The sequence below is a fragment of the Chitinophaga sp. genome, from assembly GCF_019236475.1.
Classification (GTDB): Bacteria; Bacteroidota; Bacteroidia; order Chitinophagales; family Chitinophagaceae; genus Chitinophaga.
Genome location: NZ_JAFAIX010000012.1, coordinates 779,841 through 805,707, shown reverse-complemented (window position 1 = coordinate 805,707; position 25,867 = coordinate 779,841). Strand labels below are relative to the sequence as shown.

Genomic DNA, 25,867 nt, shown 5'->3' with positions numbered 1-25,867 from the left:
AATCATGACTAAAGAGAATCTTGTCCTCCTCGCTGACGCATACAAATACTCTCACCATAAATTATATCTCCCTGGCACTCAATTTATTTACTCTTACCTGGAGAGCAGGGGCGGTAAATTTGACGAAACTGTTTTCTATGGCTTGCAGTATTTCCTGAAAGAATACCTGGAAGGAGTAGTGATCACAAAAGAAAAGCTGGACGATGCTGCGGCAGAGCTGCAGGAAGTTTTCGGGAGACCCGATGTCTTCGATAGATCCAGGTTTGAATATATCATCGAAAAACACGGCGGAAAACTGCCAGTGCGCATCAAAGCCGTCCCAGAAGGCACAGTGGTGCCTGTACGAAATGTACTGATGACGATAGAAAACACTGATCCTGAATGTTTCTGGCTGACCAACTTCCTGGAAACCCTCCTAATGCAGGTTTGGTATCCTTGCACCGTAGCAACGCTTTCCAGGGAAATTAGAAAAGTAGTGCAATACTATTATGATAAAACTGCCAGCGAAGCGGCTTTAGGAGGAATTGATTTCGTGCTGAATGATTTCGGGTTCCGCGGCGCCAGCTCTGTTGAAAGTGCAGGCATCGGTGGTAGCGCACATCTGGTCAACTTCTCCGGCAGCGACACTATCGCAGGTTCTACCCTCGCCAAAAAATATTACCAGGCAAAAACTGCCCCCGGCCTTTCCATCCCCGCTACTGAGCATAGCATTGTTACCCTACTCGGCGAAGAAGGTGAACTAGAAATTTTCAAACATGTACTCAATACCTTCCCAACCGGCACCATTGCTTGCGTTTCTGACTCCTACAATATCTTCCGCGCCTGCGAAGAGTATTGGGGAACTGAACTGAAAGAACAAATCCTGAACCGCCAAGGCACCTTGGTGATCCGCCCCGACAGCGGAGACCCTGTGAAAACATTACTCCGTGTCTTCCAAATCCTTATGGACAAATTTGGTTATACCACCAATGAAAAAGGATATAAAGTTCTCCCGCCGCAAGTGCGCGTGATCCAAGGCGATGGCATTAGCTACAGCGCTATTCCGCCTATATTCGCAGCCTTAGAGGAAGCAGGTATCAGCGCTGAAAACCTCGTACTGGGAATGGGCGGCGCACTGCTCCAACGCGTAAACCGCGACACACAAGAGTTTGCACTGAAATGCTCTTTCGCACAAGTGAACGGCCAACACATAGCGGTGCAGAAAACACCTGTGGAAATGGATAAAGAAGGAAACCTGCGTACTTCATTCAAGAAATCCAAAGCCGGTAAACTCAAGCTGGTATTGCAAGATGGGAAATTCACTACCCTCCACCAAGACGAACAACCTGAGCTACCGGATCATCTGGTAACAGTATTCGAAAATGGTCATCTGACACAACAGATCACTTTCGATGAGGTAAGAAAAAATGCAAAATTATAAGGTGAAATAATGATGGAAGTCGGCCTTGATAAGGCCGGCTTTCTAATTTAAAGTGGGAATGTAACTGATAACAACCTGGCCGGTAGCAATTTCATCTTCAGTGATGATATAAACAAGTGAACAATTCCTTGTATCCGTTATAAAACACGCCGATACGGTATCTCCTTCACTCACATATACAGCCCCTGAAATGCTGGAGGGACAAGCAATTGCAGATGTTTCTGTACTTCCATCTTGATGTTTAATTGTTACAACAGGTGGAATAACAGGTTTTACCATGCAAACGCCCATTTTTGCGCCGGCGTCCACAGAATAATAAAATCGTACTCTTACAAAGCCTGAAACTTTTCTTGACATCATAGCGGATAAAATGCCATCTTCTTGACGGCTGATAGTTGGTTTGGCAGGCATTGCATGGGTACCTAACATAGCCAATAACATCATCTCGGATAAACAGAGCGTTTTCATAGTGAATACATTTAATCTTTGTAATGGTTAATTAACGGGCACTAGGGTTAGCGGTTAGAATATTATTCCTTAACACACAAAAAGACGATCCGGTTATAAAATATTTTGTTAAAAACCCGCCCTGGTAAGCACACTGAGGCATAGTGCAATGGCTGTCTTCCCAATAACCTATCTCTTCCTTATATTGCAATCCTGACTAACCGCTTCCTGCCATGTACTTATTAATTCCAGGACGCCATCACCTACTGACCGACTTCCAGTTCAAATACCTCAACGGGCTTGTCAACAGTAGGAGAGAAGGCCATATCGAAGGCATTATTTTCGCCGTTACTTCCGCCAACCATGGCGGCACCAAAAGGAATCCCATCCCATTCTACCTAAGAGCCATGATTATCCAGGAGTTCAGCAACTACCTGGACGTTCCGGTACATATCTATGGGATCGATGATGCAGGAGTGATTCCTAACTTCACCGGCTATACGTTAAAAACCATCCGGCACGCTAGTGAAGGCATGCACACCCTGACGCCGGAAAATACGCTGGTAGTATGTTCTACAGAGGTTCGGAAGATGTACAGTGCATTGGGCTTCCGCATTCTCTCCGCGGAATGGGATGAGCAACTGCAACAGCAAACCGCTGTGATGCCTTGGGATATCGTGAAAATGATCTCGCAGGCAGGAGACTGGAAAACAGATACGGCCATCTTGAATGAAATGCATCCTGCCGCGTATAAAATTTGGTCGTTATATGGTTTGGGAGACAAGGTTCGGCAGATACTGAAAGATCCCATCATTGGCTCAGATGGAGATCTCACCGCTACCCGCGACTACACCGAGTACGTGAAACAAATGGACGATATAGCCGCCCTCAAATACCGAGAAACGGCGCCTTACATTATCCCTGGAAATATTGGCGATATCGGCTGTGCTGCCGGTTCCTGGATGAAGATTGCTTGTGAAGATGATCGCCTCCATGAGTGCGACTTCTACGGCATTGAAGTATCTCGCCATCTGTATGATATCTGCTTGCAACGCCGCCACAATGGGGAGTTCTCCAATCCTTCTGTATTCTTTGCACAGAAGAATGCCGTATCCGGCACCGTATTTGAACCCGGCGCCATGCATACGATACATACCTCTTCACTTACCCATGAAATTGCTTCCTATGGCAGCATAGAGGATCTGAAGGCGTTTATACATCACCGTTATAATGAATTACAACCTGGCGGCGTATGGATCAACAGGGATGTAACAGGTCCTGCGAATAGACACGAAACGGTACTTCTATGGCTCAATGACGCGGATGGCGACAGTCGTCTCCCTAAACCTGATACTACGGATACGCATATACTGGCATCCTGGCTCGCGAAACTCTCTACCAAAGCACTTTTCCAGCAGTTTGCAAAAGACTTCCGCCAACACGAAGGTTATGTGCTGCCACATACCTGGGTAGAAATAGATGGAAATACTTACTGTCAACTCTCTATGCAGGATGCTTGCGAATTCCTATTCACGAAAGATTACCACGATAACTGGTACAGTGAAATGCATGAAACCTTCTGTTTCTGGAACTTTGAAGACTGGAAAACGCACTTGGAAGAAGCAGGGTTCAGATTAGATAATCTCTCACATCCTTACCGCAACGAATGGATTGTAAAAAACAGGCTGGAAGGGAAAGTACAGTTATTCCGACAGTTGGAAAACGGCCAGTTAGAAACGATTCCATTCCCCGACTCACACATGCTGCTCCTAGCAAGAAAATAACAAAAAAAAGAAAGCCGGAATAAGATTATTCCGGCCATTACCTAAACCTACAACTGTTACACTGTTAGTAACGATCTTTAAATATGTTGAGATGTAATCTTTCTTAGTTTACATGGATCTCATCCAGCGGCACTTCTTCATAAGAAGCTACCATGCGCTGACGGATATAACGTTTCTTGGAAAGGCGGCCCATACCGAGTTTCGCCATACCCATATCCACAATCATATATACCACAGGTACCACAATCAGCGTCAGGAACATAGAACTGATCAGACCACCGATGATTACAAAGGCCAGACCGTTCTTGGTAGAGGCCACACCACCTGTTGCAAATGCGATAGGCAGCATACCAATCACCATCGCGATGGTAGTCATGAGAATTGGACGTAAACGCGCGTTATTCGCATGAATCAAGGCTTGGTAAGTACTTTGTCCCTGTTCTTTCATCTGGTTGGTAAAATCGACCAGGATGATCGCATTCTTCGCTACCAGACCAATCAGCATGATCATACCCAAGAGGGTGAAGATATTCAGCGTATTATTTGTCAGCGCCAATGCGAGCAATGCCCCGATGATCGCCAGTGGAATGGAGAATAATACTACAAATGGATAAATATAGTTATCGTACAAGGCCACCATGATCAGGTATACCATTACGATGGAAATCAGCAATGCAGCGCCCAATGTTCCGAAGGAGTCTCCCTGATTCTCAGCATCACCACCAAATACGTAGCTAATGCCGGCAGGTTTCTTCATTTTGTCAAGTTTAGCTTGAAACTCCTGGGTTACAGTACCGGATGGGCGTCCCATTACCTGCGATTGTACAGATACAGAAGTATTTTTATCTCTGCGCTCCAAGTGGCTTGGTCCAGAGCCTTCTGTTACTGTTGCAAATTGCGATAATTTTATGAGTTGTCCTTTTTTATTTATGAACTGAATGTTAGCAACATCGTCCAGATTTTTTCTGTTGAAATCATCGAAGCGAATGTTGATATCATATTCATAGTCACCCTGACGGAATTTCACTTTGGAATCGTCCGCAGTACCACTGAATGCAGTTTGCATGGTACCACCTACGTTGTCCAATGTGAGGCCGAGGGCAGCCATTTTATCGCGGTCTACTTGTACGTTGATTTCTGGGTTTCCTTCTTCAACAGAGAGTTTCACCTCACTGGCGCCAGGAATGGTTTTCAGCGTATCCATGGCAATTTTTGCGAACGCCATTACACTGTCCATTTCAGAACCCATTACAATCAGTTCTACTGGTGCACGTTCAGCCGTACCGAGAATACTTACATTCGTAGTTTTTACTTTTACACCGTTCAGTTTTTCTTTCAGTTCCTTTTTAATCTTAGCGGCATAGATATCTGATGCGTCTTTACGCTCTTCAGCAGGCACCATCATTACCGTGATCTCTGATTTATAGGCAGTAGACTGCGCATTACCAAAGCCATCTTCGGAAGTCTGACCTACGGTAGTAATCAACCTGGTGATTTCTTTCTTGCCTTTCAGGATTTGTTCCGCCTGACGGGTGATCAGGTTCGTTTGCTGTACAGATGCATCTTTCGGCATTTCCAGCATCACGATAAACTGACCACGGTCTCCTGTAGGAATAAACTCACCACCGATGTAACCTTTACCAATCAAGGTGAAAGAAGCAAACAACAGGGCTACGGCGAATCCAATCGTCCAACGTTTGTGATTGAGCGCCCAGCGCAGGATGCCTGTCATCCAATCCGTAAATTTCTGCAGTTGTTTTTCGAACCAGAGAATGAATTTCTCGAATGCATTCTTACCAGTAATATGCTCCAGTTTACCAAAGCGAGAAGACAGCAACGGTACAATCATGAAGGACGACAGCAAACTCAACATGGTAGATATCATTACCACCACGCAGAACTCACGAAGGATCTTCGATACCAGTTCATTCGTTAAAGAGATCGGCAGGAACACCACCACAATTACCAAGGTAATGGAAGTAACGGTGAAGCCTATCTCTTTTACACCGTCAAAGGCAGCACGAACACGGTTCTTACCCATCTCCATGTGACGGTAGATATTTTCCAATACCACAATCGCATCATCCACCAGGATACCTACTACCAGGGATAAACCCAGCAGGGACATCAAGTTGAGCGAGAAGCCCATCAACTTCATACCGATGAAAGTAGCAATCAATGACGCCGGGATAGAAATCATTACGAACAATGCACTACGCACACTGTGTAAGAACAACAGCATTACGATCGCTACGAGGATTACCGCCAGGATCAAGTCATGGATCACGGAGTCGGCAGATTCCAGGGTAAAATCGGAAGAGTCGTTCGCCACCAGGATTTGCAGGCTATTCGCTGCATATTCTTTCTGGATCTTATCGATCGATTTTTTCATTTCTTCAGAAACGGTTACCGCATTGGCATCGGTTTGTTTCTGCACTTGCAGCGCGATCGCGTTTACACCGTCTACACGGGCAATACGTTCTGCATCTTTTTGCGCATCCTGTACATCTGCCACATCACCCAGGCGCACCTGTGTACCGTCGTCAGTGGTTTTGATTACCAGGCTATTCAGTTGCGCAACGTTTTTATATTTACCGGCCAAACGGATCAGGATCTGTTGGTCGGCAGTTTTTACTTTACCAGTAGGGAAGTCCAGGTTCGCATTAGTAATCAGTTGGCGCAGTTCGCCGATAGACATACCAAAAGCCTGTAACTTCTTAGGATCTACGTTCACCTGGATTTCACGTTCAGCACCACCAATCAATGATACCTGTGCTACACCTGGCAGACGGGAGAGAATTGGCTGGATTTTTTTATCCATCAGGTCATAGAAAGCTTTATCATCCATTTTAGCAGTGGCGGATAAAGTCATGATAGGTAAATCGTCCAGGGAGAACTTGTTCAGGGAAGGTGGTTTCGCATCTCCTGGCAGGTCCGCCAGAATCGCGTTCACCTTACGTTGTGCATCCTGCAACGCGAGGTCTACGTTCGCGTCGTTGTTCAGTTCTACTGTAATGATGGAAAGACTTTCAGAAGATTTAGAGGTAATTTTCTTAATCTTTTCCATGGATGCAACCGCATCTTCAATTTTTTTCGTGATGGTACTTTCTACCTCATTTGGAGAGGCGCCCGGATATACCGTCGAAATGGTTACGATCGGGGAGCTGAACTTGGGCAACAGCTCATAGTTCAGTGATTTATAGCTCATCACGCCCAGTAAGGTGAGGATGGTAAATACCACCACCACAATTGTGGGTCGTTTTATCGATACTTCAGTAATCTTCATGTTGCAAAAGTTTGATCTGTCTCCTGATTATTTCGCAGCCTGTTGCACGGTAACTTTAGCACCGTCTGTCAGGTTGATCTGACCGCTGGTGATAACAGTTTCACCTTCGTTTAGGCCTTCCCGTATTTCTACTTGGTCGCCGATAATGCGGCCAGCAACTACTTTGCGTTTTTTAGCGATATTATTTTCCAGTACATAGATTTCATTACTGTTTACACCACCAACAAACGCCGTACGGGCAATGAAAATCGTTTTGTCAGTTTCTGGAGAAGTGAAGTGCGCAGTACCATACATACCCGCTTTCAGTTCTTTACCGCTTACATTGGTTACTTCCATTTCTACAGGGTAGTTCAGGGAGTTATCACCTTTTGCAGCGATGAAAGTGATGACAGCCGTATATTTTGTTTCAGGGAATACAGTAGAAGTCACTTCTACTTTTTGTCCTTTCGCCAGCGCAACCACTTGTGATTCAGGCACAGATACCGCCAGTTTCAGTCGGCTCACATCCACGATGTCAAACATTTTGTTACCTGGTGAGAGATAAGCGCCTTGTTCGATATATTTTTTATTGATCACACCAGAGATAGGCGCTTTCACGTAAGTATCACTCACACGGCGACTAGCAGCTTCATAGCGGGTTTTAGCCACATCATATTGCAGACGTGCATCATCCACTTGTTTCTGGGTAACGCCACCAGTTTGGAAAGCAGACTCATATCTTTCTTTATCCACTTTCAGTTGGCTGAGGTTAGCTTTGGCAGATGCCAGGTCAGTATTGAGGATTTCACCATCCACGTATGCGATTGCTTGTCCTTGTTTCACGATGCTGCCTTCATCCACAAGCAGTTTGGTGATACGTCCGGAAGTTTCCGCCAGGTAAGTCAACTCACGGATAGGAGTGAAGTTACCGTTGGCCAGGAATCCTTGTGCGAAATCATTGCGGGATACTTTCTGCACCAATACAGGTACATCACCAATATTGCTTTCTTTTACGAATGCGATTTTAGCCTCGTTCGCCTTTTTATTTGAGTTGAGTTTCCACAAGATCAGTACTACTCCACCAACTGCTACCAGTCCCCAGATAATTACTTTTTTCATCTGCAAATAGTTTGTGTTTATTTCTTGCTTTTCAGCAGGTAAATTCGTTTATACGTTTAGTTTAGAAGAGATTTGAGATTGCCTTTACTCTTGATAATCTCCAGTTCTGCCAGTTTATATTGCAGCAGTGCCGAGTTGTAGGAGTTCTGAGCATCGGTCAGCGACGTTTCTGCATTCAGCAGATCAGTCAGGCCGGCTAGTCCAAGGCGATAGTTATTCTGGGTAGAGTAGTATACTTCATTCGCCAAATTCATATTTTCCTTTTGTGCCTGGATCGCATTGATATTCGTGCGCATCGTCAGTTTGGCATTCTGATATTGTGTATTCAGAGCCAGTTTGGTTTCTTCTGTAGTCACATGTAACTGACGCAGGGAAACGTTTGCCTGGCTTACTTTCGCGCGGCGTCCGAAGCCATCGAAGATGGGTATTTTCAGACTGAGGCCGATGGCAGAAGAACCATACCAGAGCGTACTATTTTCCATCCCTTTTGCAAAAGCCCATTGGTTACTCATACCGTTATAGTAGTAGCGACCGAAGGCCGAGAGGGTAGGGTAGTTTTCAGCTTGGTAGGCTTTTTTCTGGTACTGTTGCAGCTCTTCTTGTTTTCTGAGTATTTTCAGTTCTGTTCTCTCTTCCAGGTTCACATCATCAGATTGCAGGATGTTGGCAGCAGTGGCTTCAATATCTTTCAGAGAAGCAACTGGAATACTGAAGTCAGATTCCAATGGCATACCCATAACACGTTTCAGGTTATTGGTTTGCATACCAAACTGATTCGCGAGTTGAATGCGTTGCGTCTGATAGTTAGTCAGGTTCACCTTAATCCTATCTAAATCGATTTTCTTAGCTAAGCCGCTTTCGAATTGTGATTTGGTAGTAGTCACCAATTGTGTCAATTTCAGGATATTGCTATCAATGCTTTTGATATTTTCCTGTGTGATGAGTAACTGGTAATATAGTTGAGACACGTTGTAGATCAAGTCTTCGGTAGACTGTTGTGTCTGGAGTGAATAATATTGTTCACCTGCTTTTGCAGCTTTCAGGCCTGTCATTACAGACTGGTTGTATATCTGTTGGTTCAGTTCCGCACCGATGGCTGCTCCGTATTTTACACCAAAAGACATTATAAGGTTCTGACCAGGCATACCTAATTTATCACCTGGCAGAATAGATTTCTGCAACTGTAGGTTATCAGTATAATTACCGGAGCCATTGACTTGTGGGAGTGCTTGCGCACGAACTTCTGCCGTTTTGAATTTGCCCATTTCCTCATCCATTTTTGTTCTGGCGAGGCCTTGGTTATTGTTGATTGCAAATTTCAAGGCTTCCTGAAGAGTCAGTGGTGCCTGAGCATAGCAATGAGATACACCTATCCCCAGCAGGAGGATAAGCGACAACTTTAATCGCTTCATACTGTTTAGATTAGATTAGCCGTGTTGGTAGATTATACTTCTTCTTTGATTTGTAGATACTGATATGCAAGTTGGTGTCCTTGAAGTGTTGCCACTCCCAGTATAAAATGTGTGGTGACTTCATCCATCACTTTGTTCATTTCATATTGGTCAGCCGGGTAGTGAATTGGGTCAAAAGCAGCTTCGAGCTGTAGTTGGCGCATTCGTGCTACGATATCTATATCCAGATTTTTGCGGTAAAGTCCTTCAGACATGCCGCGTTTTAAATTTTCTTTTATGCCGTACAGGATACAATCATTTCGGAACAGCTCCACTTCTTTCCATGTATCCGGATGATATTTTTCGATTTCAAAAAGCATTACAGGATTCAATGTCCTGGCTTTGGTACGAATAAACTGCATTTGTTTTATCAGTTCTTCGATGGCATCCGCAGCTTCTGAATTATTTTTTTCAGCAAAACGGACATGATCGTTGAGTAATTCTCTTAATGCTTCACTGATTAGTTCCTGTTTATCCTGAAAATGTTCATAAAGTGTTTTCTTGGATATGCCGCAGTCGCGGGCAATATCAAACATGGTAACACCTTTAACACCGTAGGATCTGAACATTTTCTGGGCTGTATCCATTATCCTTTCTCTCACGACCATGACCTCCGTTTATGCTTTAATACCTTTTATAAATACTTCCAATAATGCTTTTTGTTGTTCTATGACACGTTCAAAGAGCGCCACATCTATATCGTTGTTTTTGTGAACAACGTCAGGAACGGTAAAGCGGAGTCCCATCATGGCCTGTGTGAGTAACACGGCTGTTTTGTGTACATCTTCCACTTTAAATTCGCCTGTATTCACGCCATGTTGAATGATAGCAGCATGGATTTCCATTTCTCTTTTCTTAGCGGCTACCATCAATTCCTGAACGGTGGTACTGCAATCGTTCAATAGTTTGAACAGTTCCAGCCTACAGAATCGGGAAATAAAGCTGCGGCGGATTTCCACCAGTTTAAATAATGCCTTGGTGGCAGATGTTGCGTTTCTGGCTTCCATTTCCATTTCCTGGAAATAGGTTTCACCAATTTTCTGCAATACTGCCTGGTGCATCCCGTTCTTATCCGGAAAATAATAGTAAAGGGATGCTTTCGAGCAACGAAGGTCTTCGGCGATCTCGTTCATGGTGGTTTTGCTGGCACCATATTGTGTAAAGCGCTTTAAAGCCGCCTCGAGGATCTTATCCCGCATATCGTCCTTGTTATCTGCTTGCATTAACTTTCTGACTTTTTTAGTTTCAAGGTCAAAATTAGATAGATTTTTTTAATAAGTAAAGAGAAATGTGCCTTTAACAAGGATTTAACTTTTCGAATTTAAAAGTCAAAAGGTCAGATTTAGGGAGACACGGGTTTTTCGGAGCATAAAAAAACGCCCGCCGGTAGAGGGCGGACGTCTTTTCTAAACTATTAAAATTGCACTATTTCAGTTTAACGAGGGCAGCTTCCAGTTTTTCTAACATGGCAGGGATTTCCTCTTTCACGCAAGTACCAACGCTGAGGCGGTACCAAGGAGAGTGTTTATCGCCACCGAAAGCGTAGAATGGAACCAGACCCATTTTAGCCTCATCGAGGATATAAGAGGTAACGGCAGCTTGATCGGCCAGTGTCTTACCATCAGCAGTTTGTTTACCTACCAGGTCAATTTTGATAGTCAGGTAGATAGCAGCTTGCGGAGCGATAGCGTCTACTTTATGGCCGGCTTTCTTCAGCTTATCGAAGCCTTCATAGATTTTAACAAGGCGTTCTTCGATTTCCGCTTTGAAATGTTTCAGGTATTTATCCACATTTTCCGTTTGCACCAGGTAGCGGGCAGCGGCTTTTTGTTCTGCCATTGGGCTCCATGCGCCCACGTGGGAGAGGATCGCCTTCATTTTACCGATAACGTGAGCAGGACCGAGTGCCCAACCAACGCGAACGCCGGTAGCAGCAAAGGCTTTACTCATACCATCGATGAAGATGGTATAATCTTTCATTGCCGGACGGAGAGACACCGGGTTATGGTGTTCTGTGTTACCGAAGGTCAGTACCCAGTACATCTGGTCAAACATCACGTAGAGTGGTTTCTGATCAGCGCCACGGGATTTGTTTTCTTCCAGTACCAGGTCACAGATTTCTTCTAGCTGTTTTTTACCAAAAGCGGTACCGGTAGGGTTCTGCGGAGAGCAGAGCGCCAGGAGGGTAGCCCCTTTCAGCAGCGGTTTCAGTTCAGCCGCTGTAGGCATGAAGAAATTCTCCGGAGTTGTTTGCAATACCACGTGTTCCGCTTCCAGGAAGTGGGTATAGTGGTTGTTGTTCCAGGATGGGGTTGCGTAGATTATCTTTTCACCGCGATCTACAATCGTTCTGAAGGTAGCGTAGATAATAGGACGGCCACCGCAAGAAATCACGATTTCTTTAGCAGGGTCGTAGGAAAGACCTTCACGTGCGCCAATAAAATCACCTACCGCCTTTCTTAATTCTAAGATACCATCTGCAGGAGGGTAGTTGGTCAGGTGTTCCTTGTAAGCAGTTATGATCTCCTGTTCAAACTCAACTGGAATAGGAAAAACCTTCGGATCAAAGTCGCCGATCGTAAAGTTATAGATCTTATCGCCCTTGGCCTGTTTCTCCTTAATTTCAGCTGCGAGCTTGATGATTTCGGATCCAATCAGTGTTTCGGCTAAATGAGAAAGTTTCATAACCTGCTTTTTTTGTTGGTTTTGGAAGTTTTTTGCGCGGCAAAAGTAACCCATTTGTATATAATTTAAAAGAAACAATTAGTTCTTTTCACATTATCCAATTTTAGATACAAAAAACAACGATTCATCTAAAACAATAGCCTTTTTACCCCAAAACATTCAATATTATATTTTAGGTTAATGTGAGAAACTCGAACAGGATCTGTGAAAAAACGGGGATATTGTAGTGTATAAGATGTGATGAAATTAGGCTGATTGACAAAACTTTCTATCTTTGTTTCCTGTACATTTACACCTTTTATTCAGGTATCATGTGAACAGACAGGGCATAACCTTGTTGACATGGGTGCAATGAATAACAAGCAAACTTAATAAGATCATGAAATTTATTGTTTCTTCCTCTACTTTACTTAAACAATTACAACAGATCAGCGGTGTTATCAATTCCAACACAGTATTGCCTATACTGGAGGACTTCCTGTTCCTGATTGACAAAAACGAACTGACAGTAGTTGCCACAGACCTGGAAACTGTTATGCGGGTGAAGCTGGAGGTGGAAGCGAAAGAAAGCGGAAGGGTATGTATCCCTGCCAAAATTCTGATGGATTCCCTGAAGAACCTGCCGGATCAGCCCCTGACTTTCCACATCGATCTGAACTCCTATGCAGTGGAAATCACTTCCGACAACGGTAAGTACAAGGTAATGGGTGAAAATCCGGAGAATTTCCCGAAAGAACCTGCTGCCGACGAAACCACTTCTTTTACCATGACCGCTACCGGCCTGGTAACCGCTATCAATAAAACACTGTTCGCTGTCAGCAACGACGATCTCCGTCCTGCTATGACCGGCGTATTCTTCGAACTGGCTCCTACCAGCCTGACTTTCGTTGCCACAGACGCGCACCGTCTGGTAAAATACGTGAGAACAGATGTGGCTTGCCCTCAGGCGGACTCCTTCATCGTGCCTAAAAAACCGCTGAACCTCCTGAAATCTTTGCTGCCAGACAATGATTCCCAAATCAAAGTGTCTTACAGCCAAAACCACTTCTTCGTACAGCACGAAGGCGCGCAGATGATCTGTCGCCTCATCGATGCCCGTTTCCCGGACTATAAAGTGGTAATTCCAAAAGATAATCCTTACCGCCTTACCTTGGTGAAGAGCGATTTCCAAAACGCCCTCAAACGCGTGGGTGTATTCGCTAACAAATCTACCAACCAGGTGGCCCTCAATATCACCGGCAGCGAATTGCAACTCTCTGCACAAGATGTGGACTTCTCCTTTGAAGGTAACGAACGTATGAGCTGCCAGTACTCCGGTGATGATATGCAGATCGCTTTCAACGCGAAATTCCTCATCGAAATGCTCGGCGCCGCTGAAGGCGACGAAATCAACATCGAACTGGCTACCGCTACCAAAGCAGGTATTCTGAAACCTTCCGAAAAAGAAGAAAATGAAGACCTCCTGATGCTGGTAATGCCACTCATGCTGAATAACTAATATGCCTACACTAAGTATAAAACTTTGCTAAAAAGTTTTTGCTTGATGCATAATGATAATACATAAAGCAATCTCTCCCAAAGAGGTTGCTTTTTTCTTTGTCTGTAGCGGAAAACAACGCTTTTTTATTCCCCAAATAGTCGTAATTTTTAGTCGGAAAAGTTACGCATCAGTCTCGTTGAAAGATTCATTATCGCCGGATAAAATTCATCAGCCTCAAATAACGGTGGCGCATAAACGATTGTTACTATGAAATGAAGGGACCTGCCGTTATCACCTACTTGTAAGCTCCATATCCCACCGTGATGTATTTGCTGTTTGTTGTTGGCCGAATAAGCTGGTAATCAGAACCTATATATATTCATAATGGTTTCTTTTTTCGAACATATTCCAACACCCTATCGACTGGCGATTATGCTGGGAGCACTCCTATTGTTATGGGTCCTGGAAGGTATTATTCCTCGGTTCTCCTTTAAAGGCAATAAGGTGCGCCATGCGGGCACCAATCTATTCTTTACCCTTACTACCGTTGTACTGAATACCATATTTGCATTTGCTATTCTGAAGGCCTCTATTTGGACAGGCGAACATCATTTTGGACTGTTATACCTGGTATCGTTGCCTTTATGGCTACATGCCCTATTGGCGGTGATGCTGCTCGATTTAATCGGCGCTTACCTCGTACACCTCATCCAACATAAAACAGCTTGGATGTGGCAGTTTCATAAAATTCATCATATCGATAAGGAAATAGATGCTACCACCGCATTACGTCATCACCCAGTGGAAAATCTATTTCGTATAGCCGCCCTGCTGCTGGGCGTACTAGTGGCTGGCGTACCTTTCTGGATGGTAATGCTCTATCAGACAGTTTCCGTATTCATGTCCCAGTTCACCCATGCTAATATTAAAATCCCCGCATGGATAGATGATACAATGAGCTGGGTACTCGTATCTCCGGATATGCATAAAGTACATCATAGTACCTTCCAACCAGAAACAGATTCGAATTACGCGAATATCTTTTCCTTATGGGATCGGATATTCGGCACATTCGTGAAAGTAAAAGATACTACTGCACTGCATTATGGCCTGGATGAATACCAGGAATCGCGATATGATCAAGTGGGACCGTTATTAGAAGTGCCTTGGGAAAAACAGCAACAAAGTTCACCTCAACTTTAAATACCATCGTATATGCAACACTCAACAACGTTAACGAAAACAGCCTGTATCGGCTCATTGGTAATTGGCGTATTGTCAGCGGCATTTGCTTTCATTACGAAAACACCATTAAACGCCGTAATTATGGCTGCAATAGCCCTTGTAGTAGGATTCACCTCTCTCTACATCGGCCGAAAGAATATTGAAGATATGCAACTGGCTACAGCCGGTATTTTCTTTGCCGTTGTTGGCTGCCTGATAGGATTATGGCAGATATATAATTGATAACTAGTGAAGCGTTAGTAATGTATTATTTAAGGCGGCGGTACTTTTCTGTATAACCCTCCGCTGCTTTTACAGGGAATAATACAAGTGTGGTATCTGTAAGTTCTTTTATCACGGTAGTATCCACAACAGTAGAAGTATCTCTGACACCTTCGGAATGATTCCATAACAATAAGGTGTCATGCATCAGTTGCCATTTTTCATACACCAATGTGTACATATTAATGGAAGCTGCCATGCCGTTCTTTCTTAAATGAAAACCCTGCATTTCCTTGTCCAGGCCCGCTACGGGCTGAATCCACTTTCCTATGAGCTTGGCTGCATCCACATGCAGCGTATCTGCAACAGCGGTAATGCTGTCCACAACAATGGCATTACTGCTGTCAGCAATACTTATCAAACTGCTGTCATGTACAGATTCTTCTTTACTGCTCTTCCTGCCACCACAAGCTACACATACTCCCGTCAGCAAAACCAGCATTCCTTTCAGATATCCTTTTACCATGGAATAAAAATACAATTGTTGTCAGAATTACCAACTCAATATTAATGTTTCTAAAGTTAGCATTTCAGAAAATAATTCCTACATTTACAATCACTTTAGGGGTGTTTATGCGCAAGTATAAGCTGAGATGATACCCTCAGTACCTGAAGCAGTTCATACTGCCGTAGGGAAAAGTAAACTGAAACTTCCTCATCTTCCACATCCTTAAAGTTTATTGTTCACCAATTAATTCCAGTCATCAATGGAAGTCCTTGTAAACAATAAACTTTATGCGGTGCAGCCAGGAACTACGATCGCTGCACTCTTACAGTTTATTCAACTTTCTAGCCACAAAGGCATCGCTGTTGCTATCAACAGCCAGGTCGTCCCGAAAACTAACTGGGACCAGCAAACCCTCGCCGCCGCTGATAATGTCACCATTATCCGCGCCACGCAAGGAGGATAATTTTATCGACTTGTTTTCGTATGCCCGTTTCCGTTATAGCTAACGGACAGGAATCCTATTCTCTAAAAAATCATTTAACATGCAACACCAACAGGCGCCCGTGAGTCGCACGCCATTTCCTGCTTCTGAAAAAATCTACGTTCCCGGAAATATCCACCCGGTGAAAGTAGCCATGAGAAAAATAAACCTGACAGATACCCGTCAGCATAACAGTAAAGATTTATCCACTCCCAACGCACCTGTAGTGGTGTATGACACGAGTGGCCCTTATACAGACACTTCCATTGAAATAGATGTCAATCACGGCATCCCACGCCTCCGAGAACAATGGATAGCCGATAGAAACGATACCCTCGTGTTACCCGGCAATTCCAGCACCTACGCCAATAGCCTGAAAAATACAGAGCTGCCAGGCATGACCCACGATATCAAACCCCGCAAAGCACTACCAGGCAAAAATGTATCGCAATTACATTATGCCAAACAGGGTATTATCACGCCTGAAATGGAATACATCGCTATCCGCGAAAACCAACTGCTGGAAACACTTTCAGCAGAACAACTACAACAACACCCTGGACAAAATTTCGGCGCAAGAACGCCTATCAAATACATCACGCCTGAATTTGTAAGAGAAGAAGTAGCCGCTGGTCGCGCTATCATTCCTTCTAATATCAATCACCCGGAAAGTGAACCCATGATTATAGGTCGCAATTTCCTCGTGAAAATAAACGCCAATATTGGTAATAGCGCGGTCACTTCGAGCATCGCGGAAGAGGTGGAGAAAGCAGTATGGGCTTGCAGATGGGGCGCTGATACGATCATGGACCTCAGCACCGGTAAAAACATTCATGCTACCCGCGAATGGATTATCCGTAATTCTCCTGTTCCGATCGGTACCGTTCCTATCTACCAGGCACTGGAAAAAGTAAATGGTAAAGCGGAAGCCCTGACTTGGGAAATCTTCCGCGATACGCTGATTGAGCAAGCAGAACAAGGAGTGGACTATTTCACCATCCATGCAGGCGTGCTCCTCCGATATGTACCGCTCACCGCCAAACGCACTACTGGCATCGTTTCAAGAGGCGGTTCTATCATGGCGAAATGGTGTCTCGCCCATCACCAAGAAAACTTCCTCTATACGCACTTTGATGAAATATGTGAAATCATGAAAGCGTATGATGTGGCCTTTTCCTTGGGCGATGGTCTCCGCCCCGGTAGCATCGCGGATGCAAACGATGCCGCTCAGTTCGCCGAGCTGGAAACATTAGGAGAACTCACCAAACGGGCATGGCTACACGATGTGCAAGTAATGATTGAAGGCCCCGGCCACGTACCAATGCACCTCATCAAAGAAAACATGGACAAACAGCTCGAATACTGTGATGAAGCGCCTTTCTATACACTCGGCCCTTTAACAACAGATATCGCACCGGGATATGATCATATCACTTCTGGTATTGGTGCGGCCATGATCGGCTGGTATGGCTGCGCGATGCTCTGTTACGTAACACCCAAAGAGCACTTAGGACTACCAAATAAAGAGGATGTAAGACAAGGGGTTATTACTTATAAAATCGCTGCACACGCTGCGGATCTGGCCAAAGGCCATCCTGGCGCGCAGGTGCGCGATAATGCCCTGAGCAAGGCCCGCTTTGAGTTCCGCTGGGAAGATCAATTCAATCTTTCCCTAGATCCCGAAACGGCCCGCTCTTATCACGATGAAACACTCCCTGCGGAAGGCGCTAAAATTGCACACTTCTGCTCTATGTGCGGTCCTCATTTCTGTTCAATGAAAATTACACAGGAAGTCCGCGACTACGCACAGCAACAAGGACTCGACAACCAAGATGCACTGCAGGAAGGGATGAAGAAACAATCCGAACGTTTCATCGAAGAAGGCGCGGAAATATATGCAGCTTCAAATCCAAATCCATGATATGGGTATTCACCGCTCCACACCCTGTAAAAGGGGAAATAGAGATTATTAAAGACCTGCTTCAAGCGGGCGCACACAAGGTGGTACTCCGAAAACCAGACTGGACAGCACAGCAGTACACAGCACTGTTGGAAAAAATGGATGCACAATTCTACCGACAGATCATTATCCGTGATAACTGCTGGCTGTACAAGTCGTTCCGACTAGGAGGGGTCCACTGGAGCCGCGAAAACAGGGAAATGCTTTTGCCTGCGCAATTGCAGAAATGGGTGTCTAATCATCCACATAGCAGTACGGGCGTACATACGCTCTCTGAAATAGCCTCCCTAGACGGCATTTTCAACTACCTATTGCTAAGTCCTGTTTTCAACAGTATCTCTAAAACAGACTATGATGGCCGTTTTATGGGCATCGCGCCTGCTGTAAAATATTCGCGGTTGATTGCATTAGGAGGAATCCACGAACGAAATATCGACCTGTTGCCAGGATGGAATTTCAGCGGCGCAGCCGTACTGGGCTACATCTGGCAGCATCCAAACCAAGCGTTGAACAAACTGCAACAACTACAACAACAGTGGCAACTGGGCGTGGAGAAAAAGATGGAAAATGAAAACAAGAAATGAAGCTTTACAGTCCGATAGGCCTTATGTTTTAAGCATCGCAGGGCTAGACCCCAGTGGGGGCGCTGGTTTGCTGGCCGATATTAAAACCTTTGAACAGTTGGGTGTTTACGGTTTAGGCGTTTGCACTGCGGTTACTGTACAAACAGGCGCTACCTTTATTTCATCAGCATGGACGCCACTGGACCTGATAACAGCGCAGCTAAAACCTTTGCTGCAAACATATCCAGTGGACTATTGCAAGATCGGTATTGTACAAGATGCTTTCACACTGTTATCACTTGTAAACCAGCTACAGCAGTTGCGTCCAGGGCTCCGAATCATCCTAGACCCAGTATTGAAAGCTACAGCAGGATTTACTTTTCATGGTCAAATACATTGGAACACCTGGCAGGAATTACTACCCATGCTGCACTTGCTCACGCCCAACTACGATGAGGCTACACGCCTTACTGGAGAGGGTTCTGGAGAATCTGCGGCAGACATCCTGGCGAAATATTGTCCCGTACTGCTGAAGGGAGGGCACCATCCTTCCATTACCGGGTACGATACGTTGTTCGCACCGGAGCCACAGCTCATCCCGCCCACAGCGACTCGCGTCTCCCAAAAACATGGCTCTGGATGCGTATTATCCGCCGCTATCACGGCGAATCTGGCAAAAGGATCTTCACTTTTGGAAGCATGCGCTAACGGCAAAGCATACACGGAAAAATTACTCAACAGTAATCCATCACTACTGGGGTTTCACAAAATTCATCAACATGATTAACAAATTACATTATATATCACAGGGAAACAGTTCCACACAGCACCTGGAAAACATCCGCGCAGCCTGCGATGCCGGCTGTACCTGGATACAATTGCGCATCAAAAACAGTACTCCCAAAGACATATTGCCAATAGCAACGGCTGCCAGAAAAATCACGGCAGATTTCAATGCGACACTAATCATCAACGACTACCCTGAAATTGCTCTCCAAGCAGGCGCAGACGGGGTACATGTAGGGTTGAATGATATGTCTGTGGCGGCTGCTCGAGCAATAGTAGGCAAGCAACTCATTGTTGGTGGCACCTCCAATTTGCCGGAACATATCATCCAGCATTACAAGGATGGGGCAGATTACGTAGGACTCGGCCCATACCGGTTTACAACCACTAAAGAAAAACTGAGTCCCATACTGGGTTTGGAGGGATATATCCGCATCATGGAAGTATTACATCAACAGCGTATATCCATTCCAGTTATAGCCATCGGGGGCATTTTAGCAGCGGATATAACCGCCTTGATAGCGGCAGAAGTACATGGCATCGCGGTCAGCGGCCTGATTACAGGCGCCACCGACAAAGCCAACCTGGTTAATCATCTCTATCAATCATTAAACAACGATTTCGTATGCAGCCATTAGTTATAGCCGGCAAAACTTTTCATTCCCGTCTGTTTACCGGCACAGGCAAATTTTCTGCTGCTACACTGATGGAAGCAGCACTGTTGGAAAGTGGTTCAGAACTGGTAACAGTGGCGCTGAAGCGAGTAGATATGTATGATAAGGGAGACGACATTCTCTCTCACCTACATCATCCACAATTCAATTTGCTGCCGAATACTTCAGGGGTGCGGACTGCCAAAGAAGCCGTATATGCGGCACAGTTAGCCAGAGAAGCCCTCGAAACAAACTGGGTAAAACTGGAAATACATCCAGACCCGCGCTATCTACTGCCTGATCCGGTGGAAACGCTCGCTGCTGCGGAAGAACTGGTAAAACTAGGTTTTATTGTACTGCCATATGTACACGCCGATCCTGTGCTCTGTAAGCGATTGGAAGATGTAGGAACCGCTGCTGTCATGCCTTTAGGCGCCCCTATCGGCAGTAATAAAGGACTTAAAACCTATGATTTCCTGGAAATTATCATTGCACAAAGTAATGTACCGGTGATTATCGATGCGGGCATTGGCGCACCCTCTCACGCCGCACAGGCCATGGAAATGGGCGCAGATGCGGTACTCGTCAATACAGCTATTGCCGTAGCCGCAGACCCGATAGGAATGGCGCGCGCTTTCAAACAGGCGGTAATAGCAGGGCGACAAGCATTTGAATCGGGATTGGCCACTACACATCGGCAAGCGCAAGCTTCCAGTCCGCTGACAGCCTTTCTTGATGAACTCTAAAATCCAGCTATTATGTTCACGAATATATTCAGTCAATATGACTGGGACCAGGTGAAAGCTGCGATCTACAGCAAAACCACCACAGATGTGGAACGCGCGTTGGCAGCCCATCGCCGGACCCTGGATGATTTTGCGGCCCTGATTTCTCCTGCGGCGGCTCCTTACTTGGAACAGATGGCCCATATCAGCCAGCAGCTTACCTTACAGCGCTTCGGAAATACAATGCAGTTGTACATTCCGATGTACCTGTCCAATGAATGTCAGAATATCTGCACCTATTGCGGGTTTAGTCTTCATAACAAAATCGCCCGACGGACGCTTTCAGCCGCTGAAATCCTCCAGGAAACGGAGGCCATCAAGGCCATGGGCTTCGAACATATCCTCTTGGTAACCGGCGAAGCACAACAGTATGTAGGACTAGACTATTTCAAAAAGATATTGCCCATCCTGCAACCGCACTTCTCCAACATATCGATGGAAGTGCAGCCTATGGAAGAGGAAGACTATAAAGCATTGATCCCGCTGGGACTCCACGCCGTGTTGGTTTACCAAGAAACCTATCACCAAGCGGATTATAAACTGCATCATCCGAAAGGAAAGAAATCGAATTTTAATTATCGTTTGGAGACACCAGACCGTCTGGGCAAAGCCGGTATTCATAAAATGGGATTGGGTGTACTTATCGGTCTTGAAGACTGGCGAACAGACAGTTTCTTCACAGCGCTACACCTCGATTACCTCCAGCGCACTTACTGGAAAACCCGCTACAGTATCTCTTTTCCAAGACTCCGGCCATTCAGTGGCGGACTACCACCTAAAGTAGAAATGAATAATCGGGAATTGGTACAACTAATTTGTGCTTATCGTTTATTCAGTCAAGAAATAGAACTGAGTATATCCACGAGGGAAGAGGAACGCTTCCGTAACCATCTGGTTAAGCTGGGCGTAACTGCGATGAGCGCTGGTAGCAAAACCAATCCTGGAGGGTATGTGGTAGATCGTCAATCGTTGGAGCAGTTTGAAATATCGGATGAGAGAAGTGCTGGAGAGATAGCTGCCATGTTGCAGCAACAAGGGTACGAAGCAGTATGGAAAGATTGGGACAAATCTTTTAGTCAATAACAAAAGAGGGTGGAGGAAACCGCCCTCTTTATCGTTTCTCATAGATGGTCAAAAATATTACAAAAGACTTCTGTCAATGCTTGTAAATTTAAATAAGCCCAATCATATATTTATATGGGGTTTCAAAATGAACAAAATGAACAGCGACCTATCAAAATGAACAAAATCACCTCTTTCTGGCAACTTATCTGATTAAATGCTTGATATAAGGATTTGGGTAAAGCATTAAAAAAGGCTGCTTCTATCAGATAGAAGCAGCCCTGTACCTAAAATCCCGTAGTTGCCATATTACTTATAAACATAAGTATGATTGGAATACCGTGTAATCAAATGTACGTCCCTATTAATGAACAGGCAGAGGAGTGGTGAGAATGAACAAAAAGAACAGGATGAATATCCCTGCACAAAGTGACCAGCGTCATCACTTCACTTTTTGTGGTTCATAGCGATTCCTTTAACTTGCCCCTCATGAAATACAAATGGCTTTTTTTAGCGGCAGTGGCAGGTACGTTTGCTAGTTGCAGCACATCCCGAAAAGCGGCTGTAGTGGCGGATCATAGCATTAGTCAACTGCGCCTTATCGGCAAACAGGTAATTCCTTTCAATATGCCTTTTGAAGGCACCACTACTGGCGGTCTCTCCGGCATCGATTACAATCCGGCAAAGAATGAATATTACATGATTTGTGATGATCGTTCGGATATCAATCCGGCCCGCTTCTACACGGCCAAACTGTATTTCAACGGCCAATCGTTTGATAGTGTACGCATGACAGCGGTAACAGCGATGCGTCAGGCTAATGGGCAAGTATATCCTAACAAGCACCAGGACCCTGCCAGGACGCCAGATCCAGAAGCGCTGCGTTATAATTCCAAATACGGATTCATGGTTTGGAGTAGCGAAGGAGAGCGGATTGTGAATAAGAGAGACACAGTGTTGGCGAATCCAAGTCTGACCCTCATGCACCCGGATGGGAAGTACATAGATACTTTTGCTATTCCGCCGGCATTTTATATGCAGGCCACGTCAAACGGTCCGAGGAGGAACGCGGGCTTCGAAGGCCTGGCCTTCTCCCAAGACAATCAATCGATGTATGTTAGTCTGGAAGAGCCTCGCTACGAAGACGGTCCAAGAGCTGATGTGCATACCACAGATGCGGTAACCCGTATCTTAAAATTTGATGTGAAGACACGGAAACCTGTAGCCCAATACGCTTACACATTAGATCCGGTGGCTTATCCACCTGTTTCTCCAGACAGCTTCCGTATCAATGGAATTGCTGATATTATGTACCTCGGAACAGATAAATTACTGGTCCTGGAAAGATCGTTTTCAACAGGTGTGAAAGACTGTACCATTAAGTTATACGTCACCGACCTGCGAGGAGCAACGGACGTGAGTGGTATCGTGTCTCTCGTAAACAATAAAAATTATACGCCAGCAAACAAGAAGCTGTTATACAATTTTGAGTCGCTGCACACTTATATCGACAATATCGAAGGGGTTACATTTGGCCCTATACTGCCAAACGGCCATCCAAGCCTGGTATTTGTAGCAGACAATAACTTTTCTTCTGCGGAAGAAAGTCAGTTTTTTGTTTTTGAAGTCATTCCATAGAACAAGCTATCGCCGTAACTGTTACTAGTGTAAAACCTCTTTATATGAAACAGCTTACACTGGTAACAGCGGCATTGCTGATCACAATCTTTTATTCCTGTAACCAGTCCGCAAAGAAAAAAGCAGGAGCAGACAATACCGTTAGCACCGAAAAATTCATCACTTATTCAGGTACATTGCCTTGTGCCGATTGCGGCGGCATTCTCACTCAACTTACCATTACCTCTCCAGATAGTATTGTGCATCATTTTAAAATGACAGAAACCTATCAAGGGCTGAATAATAAAGGAGATCAGGAGTTTAATTCAGAAGGAATTTATATCGTTACGAAAGGTAGTGCCAGCGATCCCAATGCCGTCATTATTACACTTAATCCCGACAAGGATAAAAACCTCCAGCGTTACTTTCAGAAGATCAGTGAAGATGAACTCCGCATGCTTGATGTGGACCAAAAAGCTATTCCCAGCAATCTCAATTATACGCTGAAGAAACAATAAAATTTACCTTAAATTAGACCTCATCATCCGGAAAAAATATTGACCAACTTGTATGAGGCGAATATTTGGTTGTTTGTTCTTTTTATGGATTTCACTTGTTGCCGATGCCAGAGAGCAGTCTTATCAGGACAGTATTCTCCAGGTATTGAACCGAACTATCGAACAGGCAGCTTCCTTTGATACCGTCAAGATTCATAAGATCGACAGTATAAGGCATTTGCTGGCATCCTCCAGTAGTCGGGAATTAACCTATGATATTTACCAACAACTATACGAGGCTTACAAGGTTTTCAATTTCGATTCAGCATATATCTATGGCAAAGCCATGCAACAGATAGGGGAGCAGCTCCATGACCCTGTCAGGATTGTCAATGCCAGGGTGAAACTGGGATTTATACTGCTATCCTCAGGTATGTTTACCGAAACAGCCGCCTATATTAACAACCTAGATGTGGCTGGCATGCCCGATCATATACGCATCCCTTTCTTTCTCATGAAAAGCCGGTTTTATTCCGATATGGCGGAATATAACCAAGATCAGTTTTTTGCACCGGAGTATACCCGTAACGGTATCGCCTATATGGATTCTGCCCTGCACCTGATGGACTCCACTGCTTTCGAATATCGATTTCATCGGGCGGAGCAGTTGTATAAAAATGGGAATATCCTCGGTGCATTAGCCGTGTTCCCTAATTTAGACGCCCCGAATATCAGCGAGCGCCAGATAGCAGTGGCCGCGTGTAGTTTGGGTTCGATGTATATGAAAATCCATCAACGGGATACCGCTATCAGTCTGATGGCCCGTTCCGCCATCGCGGATATACGCACCTCCACCAAAGAGACCCTGGCCGCCTACAATTTAGCCACCTATTTATTTGAGAAAGGGGATATTAAAAATGCTTCGCGTTATATAGAGCGCGCTATAACCGAAGCTACCTTTTACGGCGCCCGTCAAAGGAAAGTAACGGTGAGCAATATCCTGCCTATCATCGAAGAAGAAAGAATCAATACTGCAGAACAGCGGAATAAGTCGTTGTTGATTTACGCCGTCATCGTCACTTTGTTGTTCCTGGCCTTGGTAGCCATGACCATCATTGTATTCCGGCAGATCAGGAAAGTTAAACAGGCCCAGTTGGCCATCACAGCGGCTCATCTCAAACAACAGGAAGCCAACAGTCAATTGGAAGAAGCCAATAAAATCAAGGAAGAATATATCGGGTACTTTTTCAACATCAATGCGAATTATATCAGCAAGATTGAGAAGATCAAACAGAACTTGGAACAGAAACTTTCCGAAAGTAGGAATGCCGCCGACTTCCGTTTCCTCATCAATTCCATTAATGTACGCCAGGAGAGAGAAGAGTTGTATAGTAACTTCGATCGCGTGTTCCTGCGGATCTTTCCACACTTTGTTGACGAATTCAACAAACTATTTGACAAAGACAACCAAATTCAGTTGAAGGAAAATGAACTCATGAACACGGATTTACGCATCTTTGCATTGATCAGGATTGGTATTACAGACAACGATCAGATAGCCCAAATTTTAGAGTATTCTGTGAATACTATTTACGCCTATAAAACCAAAATCAAAAAACGATCATTGGTGCCAAATGAAGACTTTGAAGACCGGATTATGACCATTAAAGCCTTATAAAAGACTATAAAACCTGCGGATAGCATCGATATTTTCAAAATAAATATTTGTTTGTATAAATCTGATTATCAATTATTTAATAGAAAATATATTATAAACGGGGTCAATTTTTTCTATATTTCGTCTTGATAAATTGTTAGCCTGAAATCAGATGCATTATTTTGATGAATTGAAAAATTT

At 44.7% G+C, this 25,867-nt stretch carries 23 protein-coding genes and 1 riboswitch; of the genes, 15 read left to right on the top strand and 8 right to left on the bottom strand.

What is annotated here, in order from left to right:
• Positions 1-4: 4 nt before the first annotated feature.
• Positions 5-1,420: a nicotinate phosphoribosyltransferase gene (locus JO154_RS19510; RefSeq protein WP_291948624.1), complete on the top strand. Its 1,416-nt coding sequence runs from the start codon at positions 5-7 to the stop codon at positions 1,418-1,420.
• Between the two features lie 42 nt (positions 1,421-1,462).
• On the opposite strand, the gene JO154_RS19505 is transcribed toward JO154_RS19510, so the two are convergent.
• Positions 1,463-1,888, bottom strand: a complete 426-nt coding sequence (locus JO154_RS19505; protein ID WP_291948622.1) for a hypothetical protein — start codon at positions 1,886-1,888, stop codon at positions 1,463-1,465.
• Between the two features lie 212 nt (positions 1,889-2,100).
• On the opposite strand from JO154_RS19505, the gene JO154_RS19500 reads away from it, so the two are divergent.
• Entirely contained in the window at positions 2,101-3,651 is a 1,551-nt protein-coding gene (locus tag JO154_RS19500; protein WP_291948620.1) for a transferase, read from the top strand.
• Positions 3,652-3,754: 103 nt separating this feature from the next.
• Here the strand turns inward: JO154_RS19500 and JO154_RS19495 are convergent, their stop codons facing one another.
• The 6 genes from JO154_RS19495 to JO154_RS19470 form a co-directional block, all read right to left on the bottom strand.
• Complete coding sequence (locus JO154_RS19495; protein WP_291948618.1) at positions 3,755-6,937, bottom strand: efflux RND transporter permease subunit; 3,183 nt, start codon at positions 6,935-6,937, stop codon at positions 3,755-3,757.
• A gap of 27 nt (positions 6,938-6,964) precedes the next feature.
• Positions 6,965-8,035: an efflux RND transporter periplasmic adaptor subunit gene (locus tag JO154_RS19490; protein WP_291948615.1), complete on the bottom strand. Its 1,071-nt coding sequence runs from the start codon at positions 8,033-8,035 to the stop codon at positions 6,965-6,967.
• A gap of 56 nt (positions 8,036-8,091) precedes the next feature.
• Positions 8,092-9,447 (bottom strand): TolC family protein, encoded by a 1,356-nt coding sequence (locus tag JO154_RS19485; RefSeq protein ID WP_291948613.1) that lies wholly within the window; start codon positions 9,445-9,447, stop codon positions 8,092-8,094.
• Between the two features lie 32 nt (positions 9,448-9,479).
• Positions 9,480-10,073, bottom strand: a complete 594-nt coding sequence (locus tag JO154_RS19480; protein ID WP_291949718.1) for a TetR/AcrR family transcriptional regulator — start codon at positions 10,071-10,073, stop codon at positions 9,480-9,482.
• A gap of 30 nt (positions 10,074-10,103) precedes the next feature.
• A complete protein-coding gene (locus tag JO154_RS19475; protein WP_291948611.1) occupies positions 10,104-10,709 on the bottom strand; it encodes a TetR/AcrR family transcriptional regulator in 606 nt (201 codons plus the stop codon).
• Positions 10,710-10,911: 202 nt separating this feature from the next.
• Positions 10,912-12,171 carry a pyridoxal phosphate-dependent aminotransferase gene (locus JO154_RS19470; RefSeq protein ID WP_291948609.1) on the bottom strand — a complete coding sequence of 420 codons (1,260 nt, stop codon included), beginning with the start codon at positions 12,169-12,171 and terminating at the stop codon, positions 10,912-10,914.
• A 379-nt stretch (positions 12,172-12,550) separates the two neighbouring features.
• Here JO154_RS19470 and dnaN point away from each other — a divergent pair, with 379 nt between their 5' ends.
• The 3 genes from dnaN (at position 12,551) to JO154_RS19455 (ending at position 15,118) form a co-directional block, all read left to right on the top strand.
• On the top strand, positions 12,551-13,669 hold the full coding sequence (dnaN, locus tag JO154_RS19465) for a DNA polymerase III subunit beta (protein ID WP_291948607.1): 1,119 nt from the start codon (positions 12,551-12,553) through the stop codon (positions 13,667-13,669).
• 366 nt (positions 13,670-14,035) lie between these two features.
• The gene (locus JO154_RS19460; RefSeq protein ID WP_291948605.1) at positions 14,036-14,854 is read left to right on the top strand and encodes a sterol desaturase family protein; all 819 of its coding nucleotides are present in this window, start codon (positions 14,036-14,038) and stop codon (positions 14,852-14,854) included.
• Between the two features lie 12 nt (positions 14,855-14,866).
• A complete protein-coding gene (locus JO154_RS19455; protein WP_291948603.1) occupies positions 14,867-15,118 on the top strand; it encodes a hypothetical protein in 252 nt (83 codons plus the stop codon).
• A 25-nt stretch (positions 15,119-15,143) separates the two neighbouring features.
• On the opposite strand, the gene JO154_RS19450 is transcribed toward JO154_RS19455, so the two are convergent.
• Positions 15,144-15,623, bottom strand: coding sequence for a lipocalin family protein (locus JO154_RS19450; RefSeq protein WP_291948601.1), 480 nt, complete (start codon positions 15,621-15,623; stop codon positions 15,144-15,146).
• 87 nt (positions 15,624-15,710) lie between these two features.
• A riboswitch (TPP riboswitch) is annotated at positions 15,711-15,810 on the top strand.
• 54 nt (positions 15,811-15,864) lie between these two features.
• Between JO154_RS19450 and thiS the strand changes: the two genes are divergently transcribed.
• The 10 genes from thiS (at position 15,865) to JO154_RS19400 (ending at position 25,687) form a co-directional block, all read left to right on the top strand.
• Positions 15,865-16,068, top strand: a complete 204-nt coding sequence (gene thiS, locus JO154_RS19445) for a sulfur carrier protein ThiS (protein WP_111591033.1) — start codon at positions 15,865-15,867, stop codon at positions 16,066-16,068.
• Positions 16,069-16,147: 79 nt separating this feature from the next.
• Positions 16,148-18,007 (top strand): phosphomethylpyrimidine synthase ThiC, encoded by a 1,860-nt coding sequence (gene thiC / locus JO154_RS19440; RefSeq protein WP_291948597.1) that lies wholly within the window; start codon positions 16,148-16,150, stop codon positions 18,005-18,007.
• Positions 18,004-18,630 carry a thiamine phosphate synthase gene (locus JO154_RS19435; protein WP_291948595.1) on the top strand — a complete coding sequence of 209 codons (627 nt, stop codon included), beginning with the start codon at positions 18,004-18,006 and terminating at the stop codon, positions 18,628-18,630. The genes thiC and JO154_RS19435 overlap by 4 nt, the downstream gene beginning before the upstream one ends.
• A complete protein-coding gene (locus JO154_RS19430) occupies positions 18,614-19,396 on the top strand; it encodes a hydroxymethylpyrimidine/phosphomethylpyrimidine kinase (protein WP_291948593.1) in 783 nt (260 codons plus the stop codon). Before JO154_RS19435 ends, JO154_RS19430 begins: the two co-directional genes overlap by 17 nt.
• Positions 19,389-20,033: a thiamine phosphate synthase gene (locus JO154_RS19425; RefSeq protein WP_291948591.1), complete on the top strand. Its 645-nt coding sequence runs from the start codon at positions 19,389-19,391 to the stop codon at positions 20,031-20,033. Before JO154_RS19430 ends, JO154_RS19425 begins: the two co-directional genes overlap by 8 nt.
• Entirely contained in the window at positions 20,021-20,794 is a 774-nt protein-coding gene (locus tag JO154_RS19420) for a thiazole synthase (RefSeq protein WP_291948589.1), read from the top strand. Before JO154_RS19425 ends, JO154_RS19420 begins: the two co-directional genes overlap by 13 nt.
• Before the next feature lie 12 nt (positions 20,795-20,806).
• The gene (thiH, locus tag JO154_RS19415; RefSeq protein ID WP_291948587.1) at positions 20,807-21,916 is read left to right on the top strand and encodes a 2-iminoacetate synthase ThiH; all 1,110 of its coding nucleotides are present in this window, start codon (positions 20,807-20,809) and stop codon (positions 21,914-21,916) included.
• A 468-nt stretch (positions 21,917-22,384) separates the two neighbouring features.
• A complete protein-coding gene (locus tag JO154_RS19410) occupies positions 22,385-23,533 on the top strand; it encodes an esterase-like activity of phytase family protein (RefSeq protein ID WP_291948585.1) in 1,149 nt (382 codons plus the stop codon).
• A gap of 44 nt (positions 23,534-23,577) precedes the next feature.
• Complete coding sequence (locus JO154_RS19405; protein ID WP_291948583.1) at positions 23,578-24,030, top strand: copper resistance protein NlpE; 453 nt, start codon at positions 23,578-23,580, stop codon at positions 24,028-24,030.
• Between the two features lie 52 nt (positions 24,031-24,082).
• Positions 24,083-25,687, top strand: coding sequence for a DUF6377 domain-containing protein (locus tag JO154_RS19400; RefSeq protein ID WP_291948581.1), 1,605 nt, complete (start codon positions 24,083-24,085; stop codon positions 25,685-25,687).
• Positions 25,688-25,867 lie beyond the last annotated feature (180 nt).

Excerpts from the sequence above, each read along its gene's own strand:
- JO154_RS19510 (WP_291948624.1), top strand. The coding sequence starts at position 5 with ATGACTAAAGAGAATCTTGTCCTCCTCGCTGACGCATACAAATACTCT.
- JO154_RS19505 (WP_291948622.1), bottom strand. The coding sequence starts at position 1,888 with ATGAAAACGCTCTGTTTATCCGAGATGATGTTATTGGCTATGTTAGGT.
- JO154_RS19500 (WP_291948620.1), top strand. The coding sequence starts at position 2,101 with ATGTACTTATTAATTCCAGGACGCCATCACCTACTGACCGACTTCCAG.
- JO154_RS19495 (WP_291948618.1), bottom strand. The coding sequence starts at position 6,937 with ATGAAGATTACTGAAGTATCGATAAAACGACCCACAATTGTGGTGGTG.
- JO154_RS19490 (WP_291948615.1), bottom strand. The coding sequence starts at position 8,035 with ATGAAAAAAGTAATTATCTGGGGACTGGTAGCAGTTGGTGGAGTAGTA.
- JO154_RS19485 (WP_291948613.1), bottom strand. The coding sequence starts at position 9,447 with ATGAAGCGATTAAAGTTGTCGCTTATCCTCCTGCTGGGGATAGGTGTA.
- JO154_RS19480 (WP_291949718.1), bottom strand. The coding sequence starts at position 10,073 with ATGGATACAGCCCAGAAAATGTTCAGATCCTACGGTGTTAAAGGTGTT.
- JO154_RS19475 (WP_291948611.1), bottom strand. The coding sequence starts at position 10,709 with ATGCAAGCAGATAACAAGGACGATATGCGGGATAAGATCCTCGAGGCG.
- JO154_RS19470 (WP_291948609.1), bottom strand. The coding sequence starts at position 12,171 with ATGAAACTTTCTCATTTAGCCGAAACACTGATTGGATCCGAAATCATC.
- dnaN (WP_291948607.1), top strand. The coding sequence starts at position 12,551 with ATGAAATTTATTGTTTCTTCCTCTACTTTACTTAAACAATTACAACAG.
- JO154_RS19460 (WP_291948605.1), top strand. The coding sequence starts at position 14,036 with ATGGTTTCTTTTTTCGAACATATTCCAACACCCTATCGACTGGCGATT.
- JO154_RS19455 (WP_291948603.1), top strand. The coding sequence starts at position 14,867 with ATGCAACACTCAACAACGTTAACGAAAACAGCCTGTATCGGCTCATTG.
- JO154_RS19450 (WP_291948601.1), bottom strand. The coding sequence starts at position 15,623 with ATGGTAAAAGGATATCTGAAAGGAATGCTGGTTTTGCTGACGGGAGTA.
- thiS (WP_111591033.1), top strand. The coding sequence starts at position 15,865 with ATGGAAGTCCTTGTAAACAATAAACTTTATGCGGTGCAGCCAGGAACT.
- thiC (WP_291948597.1), top strand. The coding sequence starts at position 16,148 with ATGCAACACCAACAGGCGCCCGTGAGTCGCACGCCATTTCCTGCTTCT.
- JO154_RS19435 (WP_291948595.1), top strand. The coding sequence starts at position 18,004 with ATGATATGGGTATTCACCGCTCCACACCCTGTAAAAGGGGAAATAGAG.
- JO154_RS19430 (WP_291948593.1), top strand. The coding sequence starts at position 18,614 with ATGAAAACAAGAAATGAAGCTTTACAGTCCGATAGGCCTTATGTTTTA.
- JO154_RS19425 (WP_291948591.1), top strand. The coding sequence starts at position 19,389 with ATGATTAACAAATTACATTATATATCACAGGGAAACAGTTCCACACAG.
- JO154_RS19420 (WP_291948589.1), top strand. The coding sequence starts at position 20,021 with ATGCAGCCATTAGTTATAGCCGGCAAAACTTTTCATTCCCGTCTGTTT.
- thiH (WP_291948587.1), top strand. The coding sequence starts at position 20,807 with ATGTTCACGAATATATTCAGTCAATATGACTGGGACCAGGTGAAAGCT.
- JO154_RS19410 (WP_291948585.1), top strand. The coding sequence starts at position 22,385 with ATGAAATACAAATGGCTTTTTTTAGCGGCAGTGGCAGGTACGTTTGCT.
- JO154_RS19405 (WP_291948583.1), top strand. The coding sequence starts at position 23,578 with ATGAAACAGCTTACACTGGTAACAGCGGCATTGCTGATCACAATCTTT.
- JO154_RS19400 (WP_291948581.1), top strand. The coding sequence starts at position 24,083 with ATGAGGCGAATATTTGGTTGTTTGTTCTTTTTATGGATTTCACTTGTT.